20 protein-coding genes, 3 pseudogenes and 1 other annotated feature are annotated in these 23,940 nt (G+C 55.0%); of the genes and pseudogenes, 16 read left to right on the forward strand and 7 right to left on the reverse strand.

The annotated features are described in order from the left end of the window. Positions 1 to 5 precede the first annotated feature (5 nt). The gene (gene uca, locus J2125_RS14585) at positions 6 to 3,623 is read right to left on the reverse strand and encodes an urea carboxylase (protein ID WP_017800568.1); all 3,618 of its coding nucleotides are present in this window, start codon (positions 3,621 to 3,623) and stop codon (positions 6 to 8) included. Beyond that, positions 3,616 to 5,418, reverse strand: coding sequence for an allophanate hydrolase (gene atzF / locus J2125_RS14590; protein WP_017800567.1), 1,803 nt, complete (start codon positions 5,416 to 5,418; stop codon positions 3,616 to 3,618). Before atzF ends, uca begins: the two co-directional genes overlap by 8 nt. A 236-nt stretch (positions 5,419 to 5,654) precedes the next feature. Here atzF and J2125_RS14595 point away from each other — a divergent pair, with 236 nt between their 5' ends. The 4 genes and pseudogenes from J2125_RS14595 (at position 5,655) to trpR (ending at position 8,829) form a co-directional block, all read left to right on the forward strand. Next, positions 5,655 to 6,020 carry a DUF3289 family protein gene (locus tag J2125_RS14595; RefSeq protein WP_017800566.1) on the forward strand — a complete coding sequence of 122 codons (366 nt, stop codon included), beginning with the start codon at positions 5,655 to 5,657 and terminating at the stop codon, positions 6,018 to 6,020. Next, positions 6,017 to 6,349: pseudogene (locus tag J2125_RS24990) on the forward strand (DUF943 family protein). The gene J2125_RS14595 and the pseudogene J2125_RS24990 overlap by 4 nt, the downstream one beginning before the upstream one ends. Positions 6,350 to 6,532: 183 nt before the next feature. After that, positions 6,533 to 8,455, forward strand: coding sequence for a murein transglycosylase (gene sltY / locus J2125_RS14610; protein WP_017800564.1), 1,923 nt, complete (start codon positions 6,533 to 6,535; stop codon positions 8,453 to 8,455). Positions 8,456 to 8,499: 44 nt separating this feature from the next. Further along, positions 8,500 to 8,829: a trp operon repressor gene (gene trpR, locus J2125_RS14615; RefSeq protein ID WP_017800563.1), complete on the forward strand. Its 330-nt coding sequence runs from the start codon at positions 8,500 to 8,502 to the stop codon at positions 8,827 to 8,829. On the opposite strand, the pseudogene J2125_RS14620 reads toward trpR, so the two are convergent. Beyond that, positions 8,815 to 8,991 (reverse strand): annotated as a pseudogene (locus tag J2125_RS14620) (DUF84 family protein); the annotation flags it as partial. The gene trpR and the pseudogene J2125_RS14620 sit on opposite strands and share 15 nt — an antisense overlap. A 60-nt stretch (positions 8,992 to 9,051) precedes the next feature. On the opposite strand from J2125_RS14620, the gene J2125_RS14625 reads away from it, so the two are divergent. Next, the gene (locus J2125_RS14625; protein ID WP_017799030.1) at positions 9,052 to 9,372 is read left to right on the forward strand and encodes a hypothetical protein; all 321 of its coding nucleotides are present in this window, start codon (positions 9,052 to 9,054) and stop codon (positions 9,370 to 9,372) included. Positions 9,373 to 9,585: 213 nt separating this feature from the next. Then, positions 9,586 to 9,693, forward strand: a pseudogene (locus tag J2125_RS14630) (Trp family transcriptional regulator); the annotation flags it as partial. Here the strand turns inward: J2125_RS14630 and yjjX are convergent. Further along, positions 9,679 to 10,221, reverse strand: coding sequence for an inosine/xanthosine triphosphatase (yjjX, locus tag J2125_RS14635; protein ID WP_209499504.1), 543 nt, complete (start codon positions 10,219 to 10,221; stop codon positions 9,679 to 9,681). The pseudogene J2125_RS14630 and the gene yjjX sit on opposite strands and share 15 nt — an antisense overlap. A 51-nt stretch (positions 10,222 to 10,272) precedes the next feature. Between yjjX and gpmB the strand changes: the two genes are divergently transcribed. Further along, complete coding sequence (gene gpmB / locus J2125_RS14640; RefSeq protein ID WP_017800561.1) at positions 10,273 to 10,920, forward strand: 2,3-diphosphoglycerate-dependent phosphoglycerate mutase GpmB; 648 nt, start codon at positions 10,273 to 10,275, stop codon at positions 10,918 to 10,920. Positions 10,921 to 11,036: 116 nt separating this feature from the next. Here the strand turns inward: gpmB and robA are convergent, their stop codons facing one another. Further along, positions 11,037 to 11,912, reverse strand: a complete 876-nt coding sequence (gene robA / locus J2125_RS14645) for an MDR efflux pump AcrAB transcriptional activator RobA (RefSeq protein WP_017800560.1) — start codon at positions 11,910 to 11,912, stop codon at positions 11,037 to 11,039. Positions 11,913 to 12,123: 211 nt separating this feature from the next. Between robA and creA the strand changes: the two genes are divergently transcribed. Next, positions 12,124 to 12,597 carry a protein CreA gene (creA, locus tag J2125_RS14650; protein ID WP_026111629.1) on the forward strand — a complete coding sequence of 158 codons (474 nt, stop codon included), beginning with the start codon at positions 12,124 to 12,126 and terminating at the stop codon, positions 12,595 to 12,597. Between the two features lie 66 nt (positions 12,598 to 12,663). On the opposite strand, the gene arcA is transcribed toward creA, so the two are convergent. Next, complete coding sequence (gene arcA / locus J2125_RS14655; RefSeq protein ID WP_026111628.1) at positions 12,664 to 13,380, reverse strand: two-component system response regulator ArcA; 717 nt, start codon at positions 13,378 to 13,380, stop codon at positions 12,664 to 12,666. 624 nt (positions 13,381 to 14,004) lie between these two features. On the opposite strand from arcA, the gene J2125_RS14660 reads away from it, so the two are divergent. The 5 genes from J2125_RS14660 to thrC all read left to right on the forward strand — a co-directional run bounded on the left by J2125_RS14660 (position 14,005) and on the right by thrC (position 19,739). Next, positions 14,005 to 14,703: a tRNA/rRNA methyltransferase gene (locus J2125_RS14660; RefSeq protein WP_017800557.1), complete on the forward strand. Its 699-nt coding sequence runs from the start codon at positions 14,005 to 14,007 to the stop codon at positions 14,701 to 14,703. Positions 14,704 to 14,897: 194 nt separating this feature from the next. Further along, positions 14,898 to 14,972: a thr operon leader peptide gene (gene thrL / locus J2125_RS25290; RefSeq protein WP_071590520.1), complete on the forward strand. Its 75-nt coding sequence runs from the start codon at positions 14,898 to 14,900 to the stop codon at positions 14,970 to 14,972. After that, positions 14,905 to 15,031 (forward strand) — a sequence feature (Thr leader region). (Overlaps the previous gene by 68 nt.) Before the next feature lie 26 nt (positions 15,032 to 15,057). Further along, positions 15,058 to 17,520, forward strand: a complete 2,463-nt coding sequence (gene thrA, locus J2125_RS14670) for a bifunctional aspartate kinase/homoserine dehydrogenase I (protein ID WP_017800556.1) — start codon at positions 15,058 to 15,060, stop codon at positions 17,518 to 17,520. Between the two features lie 2 nt (positions 17,521 to 17,522). Next, complete coding sequence (gene thrB, locus J2125_RS14675) at positions 17,523 to 18,452, forward strand: homoserine kinase (protein ID WP_017800555.1); 930 nt, start codon at positions 17,523 to 17,525, stop codon at positions 18,450 to 18,452. A 3-nt stretch (positions 18,453 to 18,455) separates the two neighbouring features. Next, positions 18,456 to 19,739 (forward strand): threonine synthase, encoded by a 1,284-nt coding sequence (gene thrC, locus J2125_RS14680; RefSeq protein ID WP_017800554.1) that lies wholly within the window; start codon positions 18,456 to 18,458, stop codon positions 19,737 to 19,739. A 92-nt stretch (positions 19,740 to 19,831) separates the two neighbouring features. Here the strand turns inward: thrC and yaaA are convergent, their stop codons facing one another. Then, positions 19,832 to 20,608, reverse strand: a complete 777-nt coding sequence (gene yaaA, locus J2125_RS14685; RefSeq protein WP_017800553.1) for a peroxide stress protein YaaA — start codon at positions 20,606 to 20,608, stop codon at positions 19,832 to 19,834. A 219-nt stretch (positions 20,609 to 20,827) separates the two neighbouring features. Between yaaA and tal the strand changes: the two genes are divergently transcribed. From tal to J2125_RS14700, 3 genes are all read left to right on the forward strand, one after another. Further along, the gene (tal, locus tag J2125_RS14690; protein ID WP_017800552.1) at positions 20,828 to 21,781 is read left to right on the forward strand and encodes a transaldolase; all 954 of its coding nucleotides are present in this window, start codon (positions 20,828 to 20,830) and stop codon (positions 21,779 to 21,781) included. Positions 21,782 to 21,906: 125 nt separating this feature from the next. Continuing rightward, the gene (gene mog / locus J2125_RS14695; RefSeq protein WP_026111627.1) at positions 21,907 to 22,494 is read left to right on the forward strand and encodes a molybdopterin adenylyltransferase; all 588 of its coding nucleotides are present in this window, start codon (positions 21,907 to 21,909) and stop codon (positions 22,492 to 22,494) included. A 127-nt stretch (positions 22,495 to 22,621) separates the two neighbouring features. Then, positions 22,622 to 23,926 carry an MFS transporter gene (locus J2125_RS14700; protein WP_017800550.1) on the forward strand — a complete coding sequence of 435 codons (1,305 nt, stop codon included), beginning with the start codon at positions 22,622 to 22,624 and terminating at the stop codon, positions 23,924 to 23,926. The last annotated feature ends 14 nt before the right edge of the window (positions 23,927 to 23,940 follow it).

Raw genomic sequence — 23,940 nt, forward strand, 5'->3', positions numbered from 1 at the left:
TGTCCTTATTCCAGCCACAGCAGGGCGTCACCCGGACTGACCGGACGTCCTGGCTGACAGCCGATACGTTTGACGCGACCCGCGCGCGGGGCATTGATTGCCAGCTCCATTTTCATCGCTTCGACCACAATCAGCGGCTGGCCTGCGGAGACTTCATCGCCCGGTTTCACCAGTACTTTCCAGATATTGCCGTTCATATCGGCGCTGACCTGGAAGGCATCGTCATCAGCTTCCGGCGGTTGCAAGTTGTCGTCGCTGGTCAGTGGCGCGCCTTCTTCTTCCTGCTGCCACAGCGAAACCTCAGCCTCAAAGGCGGTGGACTGATGCTGGCGGAATTCAGCAATAGATTGCGCATGATCGTTGAGGAATTGCTGATGTTCGGCGAAATCAAACACCGACTGCTCAATGGTGATCTTCCCACGTCCTTCACGGAAATCTTCACGCAGCAGTTCCAGTTCGTCCTCGCTGACCGGGTAGAAGCGCACCTGATCAAAGAAGCGCAGCAGCCAGGGTTCACTGGCGGCGAACTGGTCGTTTTTCAGGAATTTATTCCAGATCGGCAGGGTGCGGCCCACCAGCTGATAGCCGCCAGGGGAGTCCATACCGTAGATGCACATATACATACCGCCAATGCCGACGGTGCCTTCAGCGGTATGGGTGCGCGCCGGGTTATATTTGGAACTCAGCAGGCGATGACGTGGATCGACGGGCACCGCACAAGGCGCGCCGAGATAGACATCGCCAAGGCCGAGGATCAGATAACTGGCGTCAAAAATCACTTTGCTGACCGCTTCGCGATCTGGCAGGCCATTGATACGCTGAATAAAATCAACGTTATTTGGCAGCCATGGCGCGCTGGCGCGCACCGTCTCCTGGTAGCGCTCGACCGCACCGAGGGTGGCGCTGTCTTCAAAGGCCATTGGCAGCCAGACAATGCGCGACGGCACTTGCATCCTGCTGACATCGCCGAGTTCTTTTTCCAGCGTCAGCAGCAGGGCAATCAGCTGTTTCTGGCTGAGGATGCGGCTGTCATAGCGGATTTGCAGCGAACGCACACCTGGCGACAGCTCTTCGATGCCCGGCTGAGCGGTGGCTTTCAGCGCTTCCATCAGCAGATGCACGCGCAGACGCAGCGCCAGATCCAGTACGTTATCGCCGTACTCAATCAGCACATAGTTGTCACCGGCCTGGCGATACACTGCAGTAGGTGTCGCGCTGGTGGCGGCAATCGACGCCAGTACGGTGGCGGAGCCATGTTCGGTGGTGGCCAGTGACGGCACGGCAAACGTTGGCGCGTGGCTGCTGGTCAGGGTTGCCACCGCGTTGCTCTGCGCTTTTTCCAGCGCATGGGCTTCATCAAAACTGATCGGATGGAAGCGAATACGATCGCCCGGTTTTACCTGGCCCACTTTCCACAGCTCCGCTTTGGCGATGGTCACCGGGCAGACAAAGCCGCCAAGGCTCGGTCCGTCACGGGTAAGGATCACCGGGAAGTCGCCGGTAAAGTTCACCGCGCCGATGGCGTATTCGCAGTCATGCACGTTCGACGGATGCAGACCGGCTTCGCCGCCGTTGGCGCGCGTCCAGCTCGGTTTCGGCCCGACCAGCCGCACGCCGAGGCGGTTGGAGTTGTAATGTACATGCCATTCGCTGGCAAAGAATTCGTCAATCGACGCCTGGGTAAAGAAGTCTGGTGCGCCGTGCGGGCCATACAGCACGCCAATACGCCACTCATCACCATAAACCGGCACCAGTGCCGGATGTACCGCTTGCGGCGCGCTGACCGGCGCCGGCGTGGTGCAGGCATCGAGTTCCGGCTGTGAGATCGCCAGCATATCGGCGACGCGCAGCGTGCGTCCGGCATGACCACCAAATTGCCCCAGTGCAAAAGTCGAACGGCTGCCGAGGTATTCCGGCACATCAAAACCATTACGCACCGCAAGATAAGTGCGGCAACCGGCCTGCGCACGGCCCAGCGTCAGGGTCTGCCCGGCGCTGACCGTCAGCGGCTGCCAGTAGTCAACCGCCACGCCGTCGATATCCGCCGGACAGGCGGCGCCGGTCAGGGCAATAGTGGTATCACTGTGAAAACGCAGCGTCGGCCCCTGCAAGGTAAATTCCAGACCGGCCGCTTCTTCGGCGTTGCCGACAATACGGTTGGCAAGGCGGAACGCAAAATCATCCATGGGCCCGGATGGCGGCACGCCAATATCCCAGTAGCCTAAACGGCCCGGATAGTCCTGAATGCTGCTCCAGGTGCCCGGTTGCAGCACTTCAATCACTTTCGCCGCTGGCGTAAAGCTGTCCAGCATCCGTGTCCACACTTTGCCGCTGTGGAACGCTTCAGTGGCGACAACCTGGCGCAGATAGTCGAGATTGGTGGCGATACCGTGAATACGGGTTTCATTTAGCGCCTGCTGCATTTTTGCCAGTGCGGCAGCGCGTGAATCGGCGTGGACGATCAGTTTGGCGATCATCGGATCGTAGAAGGCGGAGACTTCGGTGCCGGTGCTGATCCAGCTATCGATGCGCACATCGTCCGGGAAACAGACTTCGGTTAATACGCCCGGGCTGGGCAGGAAGTTTTTCAGCGGATCTTCGGCGTAAATACGCACTTCGATCGCTGCGCCTTGCGGCGCAGCGGTCATCGCTGACCAGTCGAGCGGATCTCCCGCGGCGACGCGCAGCATGCACTCCACCAGATCCAGCCCGGTCACGCATTCGGTTACCGGATGTTCCACCTGCAGGCGGGTGTTGACTTCCAGGAAGAAGAACTCATCACGTCCGGCGTCGTAGATATATTCCACGGTGCCGGCGCTGCGATAGTTAACCAGCTCTCCCAGCTTAACCGCTGAGTCGAGCAGGGCAGCGCGGGTGGCGGCTGGCAGATCTGGCGCCGGGGTTTCCTCGACCACTTTCTGATTGCGGCGTTGCAGCGAACAGTCGCGTTCGCCGAGGGCGATCACCTTGCCTGCGCCATCGCCAAAAATCTGCACTTCTACATGGCGCGCCTGGTCAATACAGCGCTCAAGGAAAACACCGGCATCGCTAAAGAACTGTTCGCCAAGACGGCGTACGCTCTCCCACGCTGCGCTCAGGGCGTCGGCGTCGGCGCAGCGGGTCAGGCCAATACCACCGCCGCCAGCGGTGCTTTTCAGCATCACCGGATAACCGATCTGTTGGGCGGCGTTCAGCGCCTGATCCAGGGAGTCGAGCAGCGGGGTGCCTGGTGTCATCGGTACGCCTGCGGCGGCGGCCAGTTCACGCGCGCGGTGTTTCAGGCCAAACTCGCCAATCTGCTGCGCGGTCGGGCCAACAAACGCGATACCCGCTTTTTCACAGGCGTCGGCAAATGGCAGACTTTCTGACAGAAAGCCATAACCCGGCCAGATCGCTTCACTGCCGGTCTGCTGCGCAGCGGCGAGAATTTTGTCGATACGCAGATAGCTGTCAGCGGCTTTTTCGCCGCCGAGTGCAATGGCGATATCGGCATCTTTGACATGTTGGGCATTTTTATCGGCATCGGAATAGACCGCAACGCTGGTGATGCCAAGGCGTTTTAAGGTGCGAATGGCACGGCAGGCAATCTCGCCGCGGTTAGCGACCAGCACGGTATTAAACATTGGATGTCTCCTTGCGGTTCAGCCAGTTGCGCCAGCCACCGAATTCAGTAATGTCGCGCGCATCACTAAGCGCTGCGGGTTCACAAATAAAGCCTTTTACCTGGCGACCATCGATCAGCGTCAGGGTGCCGATGCCCAGTGGCGCCGGGATTTCGGCGACAAACTCACCGAAGCGCGCCAGCGGGATATCCCACAGTTCAACGGTAATCGCCTTGCCGCCGTCGGCTTTCGCCAGACCCGGCTTCGGCGGATGGGTATTGGCCAGCGCATACAGGCGATAGCTGGCGGCGGTTTGCGTCTCCTGCACCAGCACCGCATCGCGGCTGGTCAGCTGATGATTGAGCGGCATACCGGTCAGATGCGCGCCGACTACCGCCACGCGGACATGCAGAGGGGAGTGCGGAAGCGGTACTTGACTGGCAGGCTGCGCTCTGCCGGTCGCGCCGAGCGGCAGCGCCTGCTGCGCCTGCCACTGCTGACCAAAGGTGGCCAGCGCGCGATCGTGCCAGGCCGGCGCAATCAGCGTTATACCGGCTGGTAAACCGTCCTGGCGGAATGGGGCGGGCAGCGCCAGCGCCGAAAGGTCGGCCAGATTGGTGAAGTTGGTGTAGGTGCCAAACTGCGAGTTAAAACGCACCGGCTCCTGCTTCATCTCTTCAAGGGTATGAATGGTCGGTGAGGTCGGCACCACTAAGGCATCGAACTGGCTCAGGGTCTGCTGGATCTGGCGCGTCAGTTCGGCACGCAGATATTCCGCCTTAAAGGCTTCCACCGCGCTATATTTTTCGCCGCTGGCGACAATGCCATATACCACCGGATCCATATTCTGCGGATGCTGCAACATCTCACCCACCGCCACGGTGCGCTCCGCGACCCACGGGCCATAGTAGAGCTGCTCGGCCAGCTGGTGGAAAATACCAAAGTCGACAGGGTGCAGCGTTGCGCCCATTGCGCTTAGCGCGCTTAATGCCTGCTCCCAGGCGGCTTCGGCCTGCGCATCGTCAAAGAAGGTTGGGGTAGCCGGGATCGCCAGACGCGGTGCGGCAGGCAGCGATGCCGGGGCCAGCGCCGGGTTGCTGCGCGAATAGGCGTCGCTGGCATCATAACCACCGGCAATCTGCGCCACGGTAAAGGCATCTGCGACCGTCAGGGCAAAAATCGAGATGGTGTCGTTCAGGCGGCAGGCCGGCACCACGCCGCTGGCGGAGAGCCAGCCTTTGGTTGGCTTCAGGCCGACGATATTGTTAAAGCCTGCGGGAACACGGCCGGAACCGGCGGTATCGGTGCCGAGTGAAAAGCCCACCAGTCCACGTGCCAGCACGGAAGCGGAGCCGGAGCTGGATCCGCCGCTGACATATTCAGGATTAAAGGTGTTGCATACGGCGCCAAATGGCGAGCGGGTGCCGACCAGCCCGGTGGCGTACTGGTCGAGATTGGTTTTGCCAATCACTACCGCACCCGCGGCTTTTAGCCGGGCAACGGCGGTGGCGTCGTTGTCGGCCTGATAAGTCAATGCCGGACAGGCGGCGGAGGTCGGCCAGCCAGCGACATCGATATTATCTTTTACCGCAAATGGCACACCAAACAGCGGCAGGGTGGCCGGATCGCTGCGGTAAGCCGTCAGCAGAGGCTCGATTTGCGCGTGCAGCTGGGCGGGGGTGGCCAGATACAGCCAGGCGTTATCGTCGGTGGAGAGCGTTGTCAGTAAATTTTCCAGCGTGGCGGTAATCGCCTTTGCATCCTGCTGATAAAGCTGTTGCCACTCCTGCAGCGTATAGCCGGTGGTTAGTGCCATAGTTTTGAATTCCATCTGGTATACAAGATTGGATTCACTACAGCAAATGACGTGCCAGGTTTTATTTGATTGATTTTTATGACTTTTAATTTAACGCCGCTAACAGGGTGCACAGTCGTTGAGCATCGGTTGAACAAAAATGGGGCGGGAATGACGCTACAGGCCATTTTGAAGTGTGATCTTCTGCCAGATAAAAATCGTTAAGTTGTTTTAAGCTTTCAGGCATTCAACAGGGCATGAAGCCCGGGCACCTTAAAGAAGGAGCTGATGAGTTTAATGCTGAATTAGCAGAACGCATCCTGCATAAATTTAATCGGTGGCACGATCGTTTTAATGGCCTTTCAATGTCAGTGCATGATGTTTATGCAACACATTTCACTATAAAGTTACCGCGTGTTGCAGGTGATAATTACGCTGCTTCGATTCACTTTAAAGGGCAGGATCATTTTGGGCTTGACCCGCAAGATATTCTAAATCTGCGCTTCCATCATATCTCTATGTTTCGTATATGGTTTATTCTGCAACGCTGGGAGGAATTTGGTTATAAAGCTTTTATGACAAATATGGAAGCTGTGGTGGATATTAAAGAGAACCGGAAATGAAAAAAACAGGAACAGCAATATTGGTATTAATTATATTAACTACAGGTGCGTATATTGCACAACAACTTTCCCGGCCGGTTGAAGTGATTGCGGTTCATCAGGATAAAAACTGGAGTACAGTTTTAGTGAAAAATTTCCCCATCACTGCCGACGGAAAGGTCGACTGGTAGGAGGATAATAAAATAATATTAAAGGAGAAATATGGAATACCGACTCCCGACAATCAAGGTTGCTTCAATATAACGGTCTGGGATTTTGGTGAAGGTTATGAGGTTGAAAAACCTGATCCGATTTACAGTCAGTGGTGCAACTTACTACCAATATCCTGACGGAAAAATCATTAAAGGAGAGCGGTTTACCACAACCATTAAATGATCCTGCCGGTATGACTTTCGTAAAAGTTTGTCCTGATTGTGGCGTGAAGCGCTATGTCTGGTTAGCATGGAGTAGTTATTCCCTGCTGTTGGGTATGTTTTATTGGGATGAAGAGAGGCGCTAACGTGGGAAAGGTCATGGCGGACAAGTGGCAGTACTGGATGGTTGGAGCCTGTTTAGCCGTAATGGCGGGTAGTGTGCAGGCCGATTCACTGGATGCACAGCGCGAACGTTACCAGCAGATTAAACAGGCCTGGGACAATAAGCAGATGGATACCGTGGCGCAGCTGATGCCCACGCTACGTGATTACCCGCTCTATCCCTACCTGGAATATCGCCAGCTGGCGCAGAATCTCGATCAGGAAACCAGCCTGGCGGTTAACAACTTTATTCAGCAACATCCGACGCTTCCTCCGGTGCGCTCACTCTCTTCGCGCTTTGTCAATGAACTGGCGCGACGTCAGGACTGGCGTGGCCTGCTGGTTTTCAGTCCCGATGCACCGAAACCGGTGGCGGCGCGCTGTAACTGGTATTATGCCAAATGGGCCACCGGCCAGCAGCAGGTAGCCTATACCGGCGCGAAAGAGATCTGGCTGACCGGCACCTCGCTGCCTGCCAGCTGCGATAAGCTGTTTACCGTCTGGCAGGACGCCGGTGAACGCACGCCGATTACCACCCTCGAACGTATCCGCCTGGCGATGAAAGCGGGTAACACCAGCCTGGTGAATTTCCTCGCTAAACAGCTGCCGTCAGAGTATCAGACCATGGCCAATGCGCTGATGGATCTGCAAAACGACGCGAAAAACGTCGAAGCCTTTGCCCGCACCGTGGGGCCGACCGATTTTACCCGCCAGGCCACCAGCATTGCTTTTGCCAGCGTGGCGCGCCAGGACGCGGAAAACGCGCGGGCGATGATCCCGTCACTGGTGCGCTTGCAGAAAATGAGCGAGCAGGAGAAGCAGGAGCTGGATGAAGCGGTGGCCTGGCGTCTGATGGGTAACGATATCACCTCCGAACAGGCCCGCTGGCGCGATAATGTGGTGATGCGTAGCGAATCCACCACTCTGATTGAGCGTCGCATCCGCATGTCGTTAGGCAATAACGATCGTCGTGGCTTTAATACCTGGCTGGCGCGTTTGCCGCTGGAAGATAAACAGAAAGATGAGTGGCAATACTGGCAGGCGGATCTGCTGCTGGAGCAGGGACGTAAAGAGGAGGCTGACGGCATTCTGCAAAAACTGATGCAGGAGCGCGGCTTCTATCCGATGGTGGCGGCTCAGCGGCTGGGTGTCGACTATCCGTTACGCGTCGATAAAGCGCCGCGCGCTGAAGGTTCGCTGGTACAGGGCGCGGCGATTAACCGGGTGCGTGAGCTGATGTACTGGAATATGGATAATCTGGCGCGTACCGAGTGGGCTTATCTGGTGCGCAGCAAAAACCCGACCGAACAGCAGATGCTGGCGCGTTACGCTTTTGAGCAAAACTGGTGGGATCTGAGCGTACAGGCGACGATTAGCGGAAAATTATGGAATCATCTGGAAGAGCGTTTTCCGCTGGCGTGGGACGATCAGTTTAAGCGCTTTACCAGCGATAAAAGCATTCCGCAGAGCTACGCCATGGCGATTGCCCGTCAGGAGAGCGCCTGGAACCCGAAAGCGCGCTCACCGGTCGGCGCTTCCGGTCTGATGCAGGTGATGCCCGCCACCGCCCAGCACACGGTAACGAAGTTCAGTATCCCAGGTTATGTCAACAGCAGCCAGCTGCTTGACCCGCAAACCAATATTCAGATCGGCACCCAGTATCTTGAATCGGTCTACCAGCAGTTTGGCCAGAACCGTATCTTCTCGTCGGCGGCGTATAACGCCGGACCATCCAGGGTGAAAACCTGGCTGGGCAACAGCGGCGGACGTCTGGATGCGGTGGCGTTTATTGAAACTATTCCGTTCTCGGAAACGCGCGGCTATGTGAAAAACGTGCTGGCTTATGATGCCTATTATCGTTATCTGATGGGCAAGCCGGACAAGATCATTGCTGACGGCGAGTGGCAGCGGCGTTATTGATTGTGCTATTCTTCCGTACTCGTTAATGAGTACGGAAGGCCGCTATGACTCAACCTTTAATTCCCGTCACTGAAGAGCCGCATAATGCTGAGTGGCAACGCTTCGTTGCCCTGATGCAGCGCGCGTTTGCCGATAACCTGCATTTACCGCTGTTGCAGCTGATGATGACGCCCGATGAGCGCGAGGCATATGGCACCCGCTTGCGGATCATTGAGGAGTTAATGCGCGGAGAGATGAGTCAGCGAGAACTGAAATCGGAGCTGGGCGCCGGTATTGCGACCATTACCCGTGGCTCCAACAGTCTGAAGGCTGCGCCGCCAGCGCTGAAAAACTGGCTGGAGACGCAGTTACTGCATGGTTCAGATAAGATCTGACTCTTCTGCTTTCATCTGGTAAATGTCGTTATGAAACGGACAGAGCGCCAGAATCAGCGCCTGGTGATAGACGCTGGTACGCGTCAGTAAACCATGCGTAAAAGCGCCAATTGCCCCGCCCTGGTGCTCGGTATTTTCAGTACCGCTCAGGCTTGCCCGTTCCGGGAATGTTCACAAACAAATTGCAGTCCGTTCCGAGGACCCGATTAAATTTCCCCGGATATGAACGATTATCAGGCGGCGCCTCAGACTCTAAAGTCACAACTAACTTGTCAGCTAAATAAAGGGATGAATATGGAGCCGGTCAAACAGCAGCAGGAAGATACAGGTAAGATTTTGCGTAATACGATACGGATGAGACGCTGGCTAATCATCGGTGGTATTGCCGTGGGCGCTCAGGCGTTGCTGAATGCAGTAACCCGACCTGAGTCATCGGGAGCGCTTATTTTTCACTCGCTCCTGGCACTGGGTTGTATCGGCTACGGACTTTCAATGACACCCAGAATTCGCAGGCTTTCTCAGTCTGGTGAGAATCAAAGCTAAACAGCACCAGCATAGAAAAAAATATTGCCAGAAATGCTTTATCTCAATGAGGCTGATGGATAAGTTATTTATTTATAAACGAAAAAGTTAATTCCCTTTATCTCATCATAGATGAATTTTATAAATATCTAGTCGCGGTATATTTTAATACTCAACTTAAAGCGGGGCATATTTGTATTCCCCTGACATAACCGGCATTCAGGTAGTGATAAAGCCGGTATTGCGACCATTACCCGTGGCTCCAACAGTCTGAAGGCTGCGCCGCCAGCGCTGAAAAACTGGCTGGAGACGCAGTTACTGCATGGTTCAGATAAGATCTGACTCGTCAGCTTTCATCTGGTAAATGTCGTTATGAAACGGACAGAGCGCCAGAATCAGCGCCTGGTGATAGACGCTGGTACGCGTCAGTAAACCATGCGTAAAAGCGCCAATTGCCCCGCCCTGGTGCTTAATGTTTTCAATACCGGTCAGGCGCGCCATTTCATCACCCAGTTCACGTCCCTGATAAATACCTTTCATCACAACCGGCGGCAGGGTAAAGCTGGCGGAACGTGATTCGCCGCGCTGTTTATGATCTTCAATCACCATCCACGCAAAAGCGCTGGTCTCTTCGATTCCCGCTTCGATCGCCACCCAGAAGTGCGCTTCTGGTCGGACTTGTCGCGCATTCATCACGCGCTGACGTGCGCCAGTTCTCGTTTCTGTATTTGTAACCGGCTGGGCAGCCACGCCACTGTCGACCTCGACACCTTCGATATGGCAGGATCCCACTCCGAAAACATCGCTGAACGCCTGAGAAATTGCGCTTATTTTTGCCGGATTGATGGTAGCAGCGACAACATGGTACATAATTGTTTGAACCCTTTAGGCAAATTTGTCGCAGTATAACGGAAAAACTACATGTTACAGGTCTATCTTGTTCGCCACGGAGAAACGCTGTGGAATGCCGCCCGCCGTATTCAGGGGCAATCAGACAGCGCACTGACCGCAAAAGGCGAGCAGCAGGCGTCTCAGGTGGCTGAGCGCGTGAAGTCGTTAGGGATTACCCATGTTATCGCCAGTGATTTGGGCCGCACGCGCCGTACCGCCGAAATCATTGCTGACGCTTGCGGTTGCAGTGTGACGCTGGATGCGCGTCTGCGTGAGCTGAATATGGGGGTGCTGGAGCAGCGTCCGATCGATGAGCTGACCGCAGAAGAAGAGAGCTGGCGTAAAACGCTGGTTGACGGCACCGAAGGTGGCCGTATTCCGCAGGGTGAATCGATGGCGGAAATGGCCGCGCGTATGCATGCCGCGCTGAATGCCTGTCTTGATTTGCCGGCTGGCAGTCGCCCGCTGCTGGTGAGTCACGGTATGGCGTTAGGGGTGCTGGTCAGCACCATTCTTGGTCTGTCGCCGAGCGCTGAGCGTCGTTTACGTTTGCGTAACTGTTCGATCTCGCGTGTCGATCATCAGCAGAGTTCATGGCTCGCATCTGGCTGGATTGTCGAGACGGCGGGGGATATCTCGCATCTGGATGCGCCGGCTCTGGATGAGTTACAGCGCTAGAGCGTGTGGTTTCGGGCTGCGATAGCAGTCGGTTTTTTTACGCCTGTAATTTGCCATTTTGTTAATTTTAGCGCTGCCTGGATACATTGGGCGGCGTTATCGCCACCGCCCGTCGCTTAAGCCTGACGCCGAATCGGAATCAGATAATCACAGCGAATCTCGCTTGGCGGATCCTGGCGCTTCTTACCGCCATGGGTATGGAAGCGTTCAATATCCTGGCCCTGGCGGCGCGTCAGCCCCAGCGTCGGCATACAGGTGCCATAAATCAGCAGGATAAACTCCTGCAGATCGCCTGTCGGTCCGTGATAGCTAAACTGCACATAATCCCCGGCTTCCAGCAGCACCGTCTGGGCTGACTGCATCGCCTGCGTCAGCTGATCGGACGACACCGCAGTGGTGTAAAGAATCTCCTGCTCATCGTCTTTCTCATGGCTTGGACGCGACTGGTGCAGACCATACAGCATCGGCGGCACAGTGTCGGTTTCCGTCAGGAACTGCCGCCAGAAGTGAATGCGCATCTCATCGCGGTAGCGGGAGATCTGCTCCAGCGTACAGGTGTAACTCTGGGTCTGACCGACCAGCACGGTTTCCGGCAGCGTGACGTAAGTCGGCTCCGGCAGCTGGAATTCGCCGAGACGAATCGGTGGACGGATGCCAAAGGAGTTCCAGTCTGAGGCGCGGCGATAGTATGCTGGCGTCTGCGCAAACTGTTTTTTAAAGGCGCGAGTAAAGGTCTGCTGTGAATCAAACCGGTACTGTAGCGCAATATCCAGAATCGGACGACTGGTCAGGCGCAGTGCAACAGCAGCCTTCGACAGACGACGCGCACGGATATAGGCGCCAATCGCATGGCTGGTGACTTCCTTGAACATTCGTTGCAGGTGCCACTTGGAATAACCTGCTTTTGCTGCCACATTGTCGAGCGACAATGGTTGGTCCAGATGGCTCTCCAGCCAGACAAGCAAATCGCGAATGATACCGGCTTGGTCCATAAATCGTCCTCTTTCGTACTCAGTGTTGGTGCAGGGAAAAGCAAAGTCGACGAATAATAGCACTAAATGCCCATAAACCAGCGGCGGTTTTATTAGTCCGAATGTGCTATATCAATGCGAATTGGCGTCAGATAGTGAATGCAGACAGGTGTGAAACCCGTTTCTGCGTTTACCTTACAGTTTCATCTATTTCTTATGCAATGGTAACGTAATGATAATAAAAGCTCGGTTATTAGTAACAGCAGTTATTTTTTCCGCCTTCACTGCCCAGGCAGAGGTCGTCGGCTCAGTAGATACGGTGTTTAAGGTGTTTGGACCGGACCATAAAATCATCGTGGAAGCCTTCGACGACCCCGAGGTAAAAAATGTAACTTGTTATATCAGCCGGGCAAAAACCGGCGGTATTAAGGGGGGACTGGGTTTAGCCGAAGATACGTCGGATGCGGCTATCTCCTGCCAGCAGGTGGGACCGGTTACGCTGAGTGATAAAATTGCGCAGGGTAAAGCTGAAGGCGACGTGGTGTTTCGTCAGCGGACTTCGCTGATCTTTAAGAAACTGCAGGTGGTGCGCTTCTTCGATCAGAAACGTCATGCGCTGATCTACCTCGCCTATTCCGACAAAGTGGTCGAGGGTTCACCGAAGAATGCGTTGAGTGCGGTGCCGATTATGCCGTGGAAAGGCTAAAGCGGAATGAATACGGCCGGCGGGTGATAAACGTTAACACGGGCGGCGAGAACGCCGCCCGCCGACTCAATCCTGCAAATCGCCACAGAAGCGGTAGCCTTCGCCGTGGATGGTGGCGATGATTTCCGGCGTATCCGGGGTGGACTCAAAGTGCTTACGGATGCGACGGATGGTGACGTCAACCGTACGGTCATGCGGCTTCAGTTCGCGGCCAGTCATCTTTTTCAGCAAATCGCCACGGGTCTGAATTTTGCCCGGGTTTTCGCAGAAGTGCAGCATCGCGCGGAACTCACTGCGCGGCAGCTTATACTGTTCACCCTGCGGGCTGACCAGCGAGCGACTGTTGATATCCAGCTCCCAGCCGTTGAACTTATAGCTTTCAACCAGTTTGCGCTCGTCGCTGCTGATGGCGAGGTTCATGGTGCGTGACAGCAGGTTACGCGCACGAATCGTCAGCTCACGTGGGTTAAACGGTTTGGTGATGTAATCATCAGCACCGATTTCTAATCCCAGGATCTTATCGACTTCATTATCGCGGCCTGTCAGAAACATCAGCGCCACATTTGCCTGTTCGCGCAGTTCACGCGCCAGCAATAAGCCGTTTTTACCCGGCAGGTTAATATCCATAATCACCAGGTTAACGTCGTTTTCCGTCAGCACCTGGTGCATTTCAGCGCCATCCGTAGCTTCGTAGACCATGTAACCTTCGGCCTCAAAAATGCTTTTGAGGGTATTACGGGTCACTAATTCGTCTTCAACGATAAGTATGTGCGGGGTCTGCATGTGTTCGCTACCTAAAATTGCCAACAAAATTGAAAACAGGACGTACCACCGTTAATCACTACTGCCTGAATCAGGCTGTTCAATAAGCGATTTAACCGAAGTACAGAATTATGTTCTTGATGCACTATCCATCAACGTCAACAACATTGTCAGCTCAGCCATAAGGATGAATCCTGCATGCCCCGGCAGTGTCCTAACACCGACTATCCTAACTGCATTAACAGCAACATAACAGTGCTGACTACAAGCGATACGCATTAAAACAACGCTTCGTTGACTTATATCAAAATCAATTGTAGCACGTTAACACTTTTGTGAAAAACTCTTCGCAGAATGCCAGCTTAGCTCACAAAACTCCCTGAAATAGCCACGATTCAGCCTCAAATGCGCTGACAGACCAATTTTGTTTCACTGCTGATTTTAATTTACTGATAAATATTACATATTTGTTAATGATCTGGATTAATTACCGATTAACGGACGTCGGGCGCGCTAAACTAAATCTGAAGTAATTTAACAAGGTAAATTAACCTTGTTATTTAATTGTTAAATACAGCTGTCTGTTATTTAACATGCTGTCATGTCAGAGTAACCACCTCTGCTAATGTAACATTTAAGGCTGTCATGCTGTTTCCACTGATTCTGGTCGCTCCTGCCCGTGCTGAAAACGTCGGCGCCGCTGCTCGCGCGATGAAAACCATGGGTTTTACCGAGCTGCGTATTGTGCAAAGTCAGGCGTATCTTGAACCCGCTGCGCGCTGGGTAGCGCACGGCGCCGGTGAAATCCTTGATAATGCGACGCATTTTGACTCGCTGGCCGCCGCGCTGGCGGATATTGAGTTCTCGGTGGCCACCACTGCGCGCAGTCGCGCCAAATTTCATTATTACGCTACGCCGCAGCAGGTTGAAACCATCCTGCAGGAGAAGGCGCAATGGGTAAGCAGTATGGCGCTGGTGTTTGGCCGTGAAGATAGCGGCCTGACAAACGACGAGCTGGCGCAGGTGGATTTGCTGACCGGCATTCCGATGGCTAATGACTATCCTTCGCTAAATCTCGGCCAGGCGGTAATGGTTTACTGCTACCAATTATCTGCGCTGCGTCAGCTGGCGGTAGTGCCGCCGGCACCGGTCGACCAGCCGCAGTTAGGTGCGCTGCGCCAGCGTATCGAGCAGCTGTTAGTTACGCTGGAGGTGAATAATGACCATAAGCTGGCCGACTGGCTGCAACAACGTATTGGCCTGCTGGAGCAGCGCGACAGCGCGATGTTGCATCGCCTGCTGCATGATGTAGAAAAAAAACTTATAGATAAAAACTCGGCATGATCGGCATCTGGCAGTGTGACTCACCAGTAAATTTGTTGCAGGTAAAATATCCGCGCAGGCCAGCAGCCATTCGTCGTTGCAGCACGCGGTTGCGCGGTGGTTTTACCGCCGATAAAAAAATTGACTTAGCCATCACTTTGCTTTACTTCTGGAAGGCAGACGGACATGAAAAGACAGACAGACGAAAAATCTAAATGCGTAAAATCAGCCTGAATACCACAATTATTATTACCACCACCATTACCACAACAGGTAACGGTGCGGGCTGACGCATACAGGAAATAACAAAAAAAGAAGCCCGCACCTAACCAGTGCGGGCTTTTTTTTCGGCATAAATTCAGGAGAGTTTTTAACATGCGAGTGCTGAAATTCGGCGGGACCTCAGTGGCAAATGCAGAAAGATTTATGCGTGTTGCCGATATTCTGGAAAGCAATGCACAGCAAGGACAGGTCGCGACGGTGCTCTCTGCGCCGGCTAAAATTACCAATCATCTGGTCGCGATGATTGAGAAAACCATCAGCGGTCAGGACGCATTGCCGAATATCAGCGACGCCGAACGTATTTTCGCAGAACTGCTGCAGGGTCTGGCTGATGCTCAGCCGGGCTTCGCTTATGACCGTCTGAAAACGCAGGTAGATCTGGAGTTCGCTCAGCTAAAACAGATTCTGCACGGCATCAGCCTGCTGGGTCAGTGCCCGGACAGCGTCAACGCGGCGATTATCTGTCGTGGTGAAAAACTCTCTATTGCCATAATGGAAGCGCTGTTGCAGGCGCGTGGTTACGGCGTCAGCGTGATTGATCCGGTCGAGAAACTGCTGGCGGTCGGTCACTACCTGGAGTCCACCGTCGATATCGCCGAATCCACGCGCCGTATCGTCGCCAGCCAGATCCCGGCAGACAATATGATCCTGATGGCGGGCTTTACCGCCGGTAATGAGCGCGGTGAGCTGGTGGTGCTGGGCCGTAATGGCTCCGATTATTCGGCAGCGGTGCTGGCGGCCTGTTTACGAGCCGACTGTTGTGAAATCTGGACTGACGTTGATGGCGTTTATACCTGTGACCCACGCCAGGTGCCGGATGCGCGTCTGCTGAAGTCGATGTCCTATCAGGAAGCGATGGAGCTTTCCTACTTCGGTGCCAAAGTGCTGCATCCACGCACCATCACGCCAATTGCCCAGTTCCAGATCCCTTGCCTGATTAAAAATACCGCCAACCCGCAAGCGCCCGGCACTCTGATCGGTGGCGATGCGGTGGATGATGAAAACCCGGTAAAGGGCATCACCAACCTGAACAATATGGCGATGTTTAACGTCTCCGGGCCGGGGATGAAAGGGATGGTCGGCATGGCAGCGCGCGTGTTTGCCGCGATGTCACGCGCTGGTATCTCGGTGGTGCTGATTACCCAATCCTCTTCCGAATACAGCATCAGCTTCTGCGTATCGCAGGGCGACCTGGCGCGTGCGCGCCGTGTGCTGGAAGATGAGTTCTATCTGGAATTAAAAGATGGCCTGCTGGAGCCGCTCGATGTGATGGAGCAGCTGGCGGTGATCTCGGTCGTCGGCGACGGCATGCGCACGCTGCGCGGTATCTCGGCCAAATTCTTCTCGGCGCTGGCGCGCGCCAATATCAATATTGTGGCGATTGCGCAGGGCTCGTCCGAGCGCTCAATTTCCGTGGTGGTCAGTAATGACGATGCCACTACCGGTGTGCGCGTGGTGCATCAGATGCTGTTTGCTACCGATCAGGTGATCGAAGTGTTTGTGGTTGGCGTCGGCGGCGTCGGCGCTGCGCTGATCGAGCAGCTGCATCGTCAGCAGGCGTGGCTGAAGAATAAACATATCGATCTGCGTGTCTGCGGTATCGCTAACTCGCGCGCGTTACTGACCAATGTCCACGGCGTGCCGTTAGATAACTGGCAGCAGGCGTTACAGGCGGCAAAAGAGCCTTTCAGTCTTGAGCGTCTGTCACGACTGGCGAAAGAGTATCACCTGCTGAACCCGGTGATTGTCGACTGTACCTCCAGCCAGGCGGTGGCCGATCAATATGCTGACTTCCTCGCCGACGGATTCCATGTGGTGACGCCGAACAAAAAGGCCAACACCTCGTCATGGAACTATTACCAGCAGATGCGCGCCGCGGCGGAGAAATCGCGCCGTAAGTTCCTGTATGACACCAATGTCGGCGCCGGTCTGCCGGTGATTGAAAACCTGCAAAATCTGCTGAATGCCGGTGATGAGCTGATTCGCTTCTCCGGGATCCTGTCAGGTTCGCTGTCATTTATTTTTGGTAAACTGGATGAAGGCGTTTCACTGTCGGCAGCCACCAATATGGCGCGCGATCTGGGCTTTACCGAGCCGGATCCACGTGACGATCTCTCCGGTATGGATGTGGCGCGCAAGCTGCTGATCCTCGCCCGTGAAGCGGGTCATCAGCTGGAGCTGAGCGATATAGAGATTGAAGCGGTATTGCCGGACAGCCTGAATCAGATTGCCGATGTCGAAACCTTTATGCAGCGTCTGCCAGAACTTGACGCCGCCTTTAGTGCGCGTGTTGCCGCTGCTGCTGCCGAGGGTAAAGTATTGCGCTTTGTCGGTGCGATTGAAGAGGGCGGCATCTGTAAGGTAAAAATTGACGCCGTCGACGGTAATGATCCGCTGTATAAAGTAAAAAATGGTGAGAATGCGCTGGCGTTCTACAGCCGCTACTATCAGCCGATCCCGCTGGTTCTGCGCGGTTACGGCGCCGGGAATGATGTGACTGCCGCCGGGGTATTTGCCGATCTGTTACGCACGCTGTCATGGAAGTTGGGAGTTTAATAATGGTAAAAATTTATGCGCCGGCCTCAATTGGCAATGTCAGCGTCGGCTTTGATGTGCTTGGCGCGGCGGTTTCGCCGGTTGACGGTTCGCTGCTTGGCGACTGCGTCAGCGTGGAAGCGGCAGAGAGCTTTAGCCTGGTGAATGAAGGACGCTTCGTCAGTAAACTGCCGACCGATCCGCAAGAGAATATCGTTTACCAGTGCTGGGCGCGCTTCTGTGAAGCGATCGGTAAGCAGGTGCCGGTGGCGATGACGCTGGAAAAAAATATGCCAATCGGCTCCGGACTGGGCTCTTCTGCCTGTTCGGTGGTGGCTGGCCTGATGGCGATGAATGAGTTTTGCGGTAAGCCACTGAGCGATACCGAGCTGCTGGCGCTGATGGGCGAGCTGGAAGGACGTATTTCTGGCAGCGTACACTATGATAATGTCGCGCCCTGTTTCCTCGGCGGTTTGCAACTGATGCTGGAAGAGAACGGCATTATCAGTCAGGAAGTGCCAGGCTTTGATGACTGGCTGTGGGTAATGGCTTACCCGGGCATTAAAGTCTCCACTGCCGAAGCGCGGGCGATTTTACCGGCGCAGTATCGCAAAGAAGATTGCATTAAACATGGCCGCTATCTGGCGGGCTTTATTCATGCCTGCCACACGCAGCAGCCTGAGCTGGCGGCGAAACTGATGAAAGATGTGATCGCTGAGCCTTACCGCACTAAGCTGCTGCCGGGCTTTGCCGAAGCACGTCAGGCGGCAAACCATATTGGCGCGCTGGCCTGCGGTATTTCCGGCTCCGGCCCGACGCTGTTTGCCGTCTGCGACAACACGGATACCGCGCAGCGTATGGCTGACTGGCTAAGCCAGCACTACCTGCAGAATGATGAAGGCTTTGTACATATTTGCCGTTTAGACACGGCAGGCGCACGTAAACTGGGATAACGCATGAAACTGTATAACCTTAAGGATCACAACGAGCAGGTCAGCTTTGCCCAGGCGGTAAAGCAGGGTTTGGGCAAACAGCAAGGGCTGTTTTTCCCACTGGAGCTGCCTGAGTTTGAACTGACTGATATCGATGAGATGCTGAAGCTGGATTTCGTGACCCGCAGCAGCAAAATCCTCTCCGCGTTTATCGGCGATGAAATTGAAGCGCACCAGTTAAAGGAGCGCGTAAAGCAGGCTTTCGCCTTCCCGGCGCCGGTGGTGAAAGTCTCCGAAGATATCGCCGCGCTGGAGCTGTTCCATGGCCCGACGCTGGCGTTTAAAGATTTCGGCGGCCGTTTTATGGCGCAGATGCTCTCTTATATCAGCGGCGCCGATGAGCAGGTCACCATTCTGACCGCCACCTCTGGCGATACCGGTGCCGCAGTGGCCCATGCGTTTTACGGCATGGACAATGTGCGCGTGGTGATCCTCTATCCGCAAGGCAAAATCAGTCCGTTGCAGGAGAAGCTGTTCTGTACGCTGGGCGGCAACATTGAAACTATCGCTGTTGATGGTGATTTCGATGCCTGTCAGTCGCTGGTGAAGCAGGCATTTGATGATGAAGAGCTGAAAAAGGCGATTGGCCTTAACTCGGCGAACTCAATCAATATCAGCCGTCTGCTGGCGCAGATCTGCTACTACTTCGAAGCGGTCGCGCAGCTGCCGCAAGAACAGCGTAACCAGCTGGTGATTTCGGTGCCGAGTGGTAACTTTGGCGATCTGACCGCGGGTCTGCTGGCCAAGTCGCTGGGCCTGCCAGTGAAGCGCTTTATTGCCGCCACCAATGCCAACGACACCGTGCCGCGCTTCCTGACCAGTGGTGAATGGCAGCCAAATGCCACTGTCGCCACACTGTCGAATGCGATGGATGTCAGCCAGCCAAATAACTGGCCGCGCGTCGAAGAGCTGTTCCGTCGTAAAACCTGGCGTTTACAGGATCTGGCGACCGGCGCGGTGAGTGATGAAACCACCAAAGCCACCATGCGTGAGCTTGACAGCATCGGTTATGTTTCTGAACCTCATGCGGCGATTGCCTATCGTCTGCTGCGCGATCAGCTGCAGGATGGCGAGTTTGGCCTGTTCCTTGGCACTGCGCATCCGGCGAAGTTTAAAGAGAGCGTGGAAGCGATCCTTGGCAAGCAACTGCCGCTGCCGCCAGAACTGGCGGAGCGTGCCGATCTCGATCTGCTTTCGCATACTATGAAGGCGGATTTTGCTGAGCTGCGGGCGTTTTTGCTGAAGTAGGACCTTGTTGTGGGACGGGCGGCGAAAACGCCGCCCCTACACCAGATGAACGTAGGGGCGGCGTTTTCGCCGCCCGCAAGCCGCAAAGGTATTTATTTCTGCTCGTGGCGTTTAAACACCAGTTCAAGCGCTGAACTGGCTTCACTGTCAAAAAAGTAACCTTCAAGGTCGAACTTTTTCAGCTGCGCTGGTCTGCTCAGACGTTGCTGAATGATATAGCGGCTCATCAGCCCACGCGCTTTTTTGGCGTAAAAACTGATTACCTTAAATTTGCCGTTTTTCTCATCGAGAAACACCGGTTTAATGATCTGCCCGTTAAGTTTCTTCGGCTTCACCGCTTTAAAATACTCATCAGAAGCGAGGTTAATCAGCACATCGTCGCCTTGCTCCGCCAGCGCATCATTCAGCGCTTCGGTCAGGGTATCGCCCCAGAAGGTATAGAGATCTTTCCCTGCCGGATTAGCCAGCTTAATGCCCATCTCCAGACGATAGGCCTGCATTAAATCAAGCGGACGCAACAGGCCATACAGGCCGGAAAGCATCCGCAGATGCTGCTGGGCAAAGTCGAAATCTTTGGCGCTAAAATCTTCCGCCTGCAAGCCGGTATAGACATCGCCTTTAAACGCCAGGATCGCCTGTCGTGCATTGTCGAGTGAGAAGGGCGGCTGCCAGTCGTTAAAACGTTGGGCGTTAAGTTCCGCCAGCTTATCGCTGATATGCATCAGCGAACCAATCTGCGCCGGTGACAGATCGCGCGCCAACTCGATCAGCTGCTGCGATTTGTCGAGAAGTGCGGATTGGGTAAATTTTTGGGTCGCCAGCGGGCTGTCAAAATCCAGCGTTTTGGCCGGAGAGATTACCATCAACATCGTTCTGTTCCTCAGCTGCCCCGCAGGGTTTTCTTCTGTTTATTCGTATGGTTAGTCCCGCATACTGTAGCAAAAAAGCCATCAGGTCAGGCAAATCATTACGATTCGCGCTGGCTATCGGTTTAGCGGCAACCTTACCTTGCGTGGTCAGTTGCGCGTGATATTATCGACCACAGACTTTTTACCCCTCGACAGTCTAACCTAATGAGAATGACAACTATGACGGACAAACTTACTTCCTTACGTCAGCTGACTACTGTGGTTGCTGACACCGGCGATATCGCAGCGATGAAGCTGTATCAGCCGCAGGATGCCACCACCAACCCTTCTCTGATTCTGAACGCCGCGCAAATCCCTGAATACCGCAAACTGATCGATGAAGCGATCGCCTGGGCGCGCGATCAGAGCAGCGATAAAGCAGAACAGATTCAGTACACCTCCGATAAACTGGCGGTGAATATCGGTCTGGAAATCCTGAAGCTGATCCCCGGCCGTATCTCTACTGAAGTTGATGCTCGTCTCTCTTACGACACCGAAGCCAGCATCGCCAAGGCGCGTAGCCTGATCAAACTGTACAACGATGCAGGTATCAGCAACGACCGTATCCTGATCAAACTGGCTTCCACCTGGCAGGGTATCCGTGCCGCTGAGCAGCTGGAAAAAGAAGGCATCAACTGTAACCTGACCCTGCTGTTCTCCTTTGCGCAGGCACGTGCTTGTGCAGAAGCGGGCGCCTTCCTGATCTCTCCTTTTGTTGGCCGTATCCTTGACTGGTACAAAGCGAATACCGACAAAAAAGAGTACGCGCCGCACGAAGATCCAGGCGTGGTTTCAGTGGCTGAAATCTATCAGTACTACAAGCAGCACGGCTATGAAACCGTGGTGATGGGCGCAAGCTTCCGTAACGTTGGTGAGATTCTGGAACTGGCAGGCTGTGACCGTCTGACTATCTCCCCTGGCCTGCTGAAAGAGCTGGCGGAAAGCGAAGGCACCGTTGAGCGTAAACTGAGCTTTAAAGGCGAAGTGAAAGCGCGTCCGGCGAAAATGACCGAATCTGAGTTCCTGTGGCAGCACAACCAGGACCCAATGGCGGTCGCTAAACTGGCAGAAGGCATTCGTAACTTTGCCATCGACCAGGGCAAACTTGAGAAGATGATTGCCGATCTGCTGTAATGGTTTTCAGGTGGCCGGCAAGCGGCCACTTTCTCTTTCCCGCCCCGATGGTTTATTCTTGCTGACAACCCTTCTTCAAAAACCGCGCCGTTTCTGACTGGCCGCGACTACGCAGCGAACTGACAATGAATACACTACGCATAGGATTGATCTCGGTTTCCGACCGCGCCTCAAACGGCATTTATCAGGATCTGGGTTTGCCCGCGCTTGAGGCGTGGCTGGGACAGGCGATCACCACCCCTTTCGAACTGGAAAAACGTCTGGTGCCCGATGAGCAGCCGATGATTGAGCAGGCGATTTGTGAGCTGGTGGACGAGATGTTCTGCCATCTGGTGCTGACTACCGGCGGCACCGGTCCGGCGCGTCGCGATGTGACGCCAGACGCCACGCTGGCGGTGGCCGATCGCGAAATGCCTGGTTTTGGCGAGCAGATGCGGCAAATCAGCCTGAATTTTGTGCCGACCGCGATTCTCTCGCGCCAGGTCGGGGTGATCCGCAAACAGTCGCTGATTCTTAATCTGCCAGGCCAGCCGAAATCGATTAAAGAGACGCTGGAAGGGCTGAAAGATGAGCAGGGTAATACGCGTGTGCATGGCATCTTTGCCAGCGTTCCTTACTGCATTCAGCTGCTGGAAGGCCCGTATGTGGAAACTGACGGGGCGGTAGTAGCAGCTTTTCGTCCTAAAAGCGCAAGACGTGACACAAACAACTGAAAAACGAATTTTTCAGGCATAAGATCCAGCACGACTGGGTGTAGCGAGAAATTGACGGTATAGTCATCGCAGCTTTACAGCTACAGCTATACTTTTTTCTTCTGCCTCTGGAAATGCACGAAAAATTATGGATCACGATATCGCACGCCGCTTAAACCGGCAGGATTACAAAACCCTCTCTCTGGCGGCACTGGGTGGTGCGCTGGAGTTCTACGACTTTATTATCTTCGTCTTTTTCGCGGCGGTGATTGGCGAACTGTTCTTCCCGCCGGATATTCCGGAATGGCTACGCCAGGTGCAGACCTTTGGTATCTTTGCCGCCGGTTATCTGGCGCGTCCGCTGGGCGGCATTATTATGGCGCACTTTGGCGATCGGGTCGGGCGCAAGAAGATGTTCAGCCTGAGTATTCTGCTGATGGCGCTGCCGACGCTGGCGATGGGTCTGCTGCCCACTTACCAGAGCATCGGCATTGCCGCGCCATTGCTGTTACTGCTGATGCGCATGTTGCAGGGCGCAGCAATCGGCGGTGAAGTGCCGGGCGCCTGGGTATTTGTCGCCGAACATGTGCCGGAAAAACGCACTGGCATCGCCTGTGGCACGCTGACCGCCGGACTCACCTTTGGCATCCTGCTCGGATCGCTGGTCGCCACACTGATCAATACCACTATGACGCCACAGGCGATTGCCGCCACCGGCTGGCGTATTCCGTTCTTCCTTGGCGGTATTTTTGGTCTGCTGGCGATGTATCTGCGCCGCTGGTTACAGGAAACCCCGGTATTCCGTGAAATGCAGGCGCGTAAAGCGCTGTCTGAGGCGCTGCCGCTGAAAACCGTACTGGCGGAGCATAAGCGTGGGGTCGTGGTGTCGATGCTGCTGACCTGGCTGCTCTCGGCCTGCATTGTGGTGGTGATCCTGATGGCGCCAACCCTGATGCAAAAACAGCATGGCATTGCCGCCGCCACTGCGTTGCAGGCCAACAGCGTGGCGACCGTGATGCTGATGACAGGCTGCATTATCGCCGGTCTGCTGGTTGATCGCTTCGGCGCGGCGAAAGTCCTGACGGTCGGCAGCCTGCTGCTGGCGATCTGCAGCTGGGGGTTTTTCCACAGCACCGCGGTGGCGCCGCAATATCTGTTCCTCGCCTACGCCATTGCCGGACTCAGCGTGGGGGTGGTCGGCGTGGTGCCGTTTGTGATGGTGCATGCCTTTCCGGCCGAAGTGCGTTTTACCGGTATCTCTTTTTCTTATAACGTCGCTTACGCCATTTTCGGTGGCCTGACGCCGATTTCCGTCACCCTGATGATGAAGTACACGCCAATGGCGCCCGCGTGGTATGTGGTGGCGCTGGCGCTGATGGGCTTGCTGCTGGGCGTGTGGCTGGCCGCAGAGCGTCGTCAGCAGGGGCTGATGCGTGAAGTCAGCGCCCGTTAATCTGACCTTGTGTT

This window comes from Winslowiella toletana (assembly GCF_017875465.1).
Taxonomy (GTDB): Bacteria; Pseudomonadota; Gammaproteobacteria; order Enterobacterales; family Enterobacteriaceae; genus Erwinia; species Erwinia toletana.

Coding starts and splice junctions, on each gene's coding strand:
- uca (WP_017800568.1), bottom strand. CDS start 3,623: ATGTTTAATACCGTGCTGGTCGCTAACCGCGGCGAGATTGCCTGCCGT.
- gpmB (WP_017800561.1), top strand. CDS start 10,273: ATGTTACAGGTCTATCTTGTTCGCCACGGAGAAACGCTGTGGAATGCC.
- robA (WP_017800560.1), bottom strand. CDS start 11,912: ATGGACCAAGCCGGTATCATTCGCGATTTGCTTGTCTGGCTGGAGAGC.
- thrC (WP_017800554.1), top strand. CDS start 18,456: ATGAAACTGTATAACCTTAAGGATCACAACGAGCAGGTCAGCTTTGCC.
- J2125_RS14625 (WP_017799030.1), top strand. CDS start 9,052: ATGAACGATTATCAGGCGGCGCCTCAGACTCTAAAGTCACAACTAACT.
- trpR (WP_017800563.1), top strand. CDS start 8,500: ATGACTCAACCTTTAATTCCCGTCACTGAAGAGCCGCATAATGCTGAG.
- J2125_RS14660 (WP_017800557.1), top strand. CDS start 14,005: ATGCTGTTTCCACTGATTCTGGTCGCTCCTGCCCGTGCTGAAAACGTC.
- creA (WP_026111629.1), top strand. CDS start 12,124: ATGATAATAAAAGCTCGGTTATTAGTAACAGCAGTTATTTTTTCCGCC.
- mog (WP_026111627.1), top strand. CDS start 21,907: ATGAATACACTACGCATAGGATTGATCTCGGTTTCCGACCGCGCCTCA.
- thrA (WP_017800556.1), top strand. CDS start 15,058: ATGCGAGTGCTGAAATTCGGCGGGACCTCAGTGGCAAATGCAGAAAGA.
- yaaA (WP_017800553.1), bottom strand. CDS start 20,608: ATGTTGATGGTAATCTCTCCGGCCAAAACGCTGGATTTTGACAGCCCG.
- J2125_RS14700 (WP_017800550.1), top strand. CDS start 22,622: ATGGATCACGATATCGCACGCCGCTTAAACCGGCAGGATTACAAAACC.
- tal (WP_017800552.1), top strand. CDS start 20,828: ATGACGGACAAACTTACTTCCTTACGTCAGCTGACTACTGTGGTTGCT.
- sltY (WP_017800564.1), top strand. CDS start 6,533: ATGGCGGACAAGTGGCAGTACTGGATGGTTGGAGCCTGTTTAGCCGTA.
- yjjX (WP_209499504.1), bottom strand. CDS start 10,221: ATGTACCATGTTGTCGCTGCTACCATCAATCCGGCAAAAATAAGCGCA.
- J2125_RS14595 (WP_017800566.1), top strand. CDS start 5,655: ATGAAGCCCGGGCACCTTAAAGAAGGAGCTGATGAGTTTAATGCTGAA.
- arcA (WP_026111628.1), bottom strand. CDS start 13,380: ATGCAGACCCCGCACATACTTATCGTTGAAGACGAATTAGTGACCCGT.
- atzF (WP_017800567.1), bottom strand. CDS start 5,418: ATGGCACTAACCACCGGCTATACGCTGCAGGAGTGGCAACAGCTTTAT.
- thrB (WP_017800555.1), top strand. CDS start 17,523: ATGGTAAAAATTTATGCGCCGGCCTCAATTGGCAATGTCAGCGTCGGC.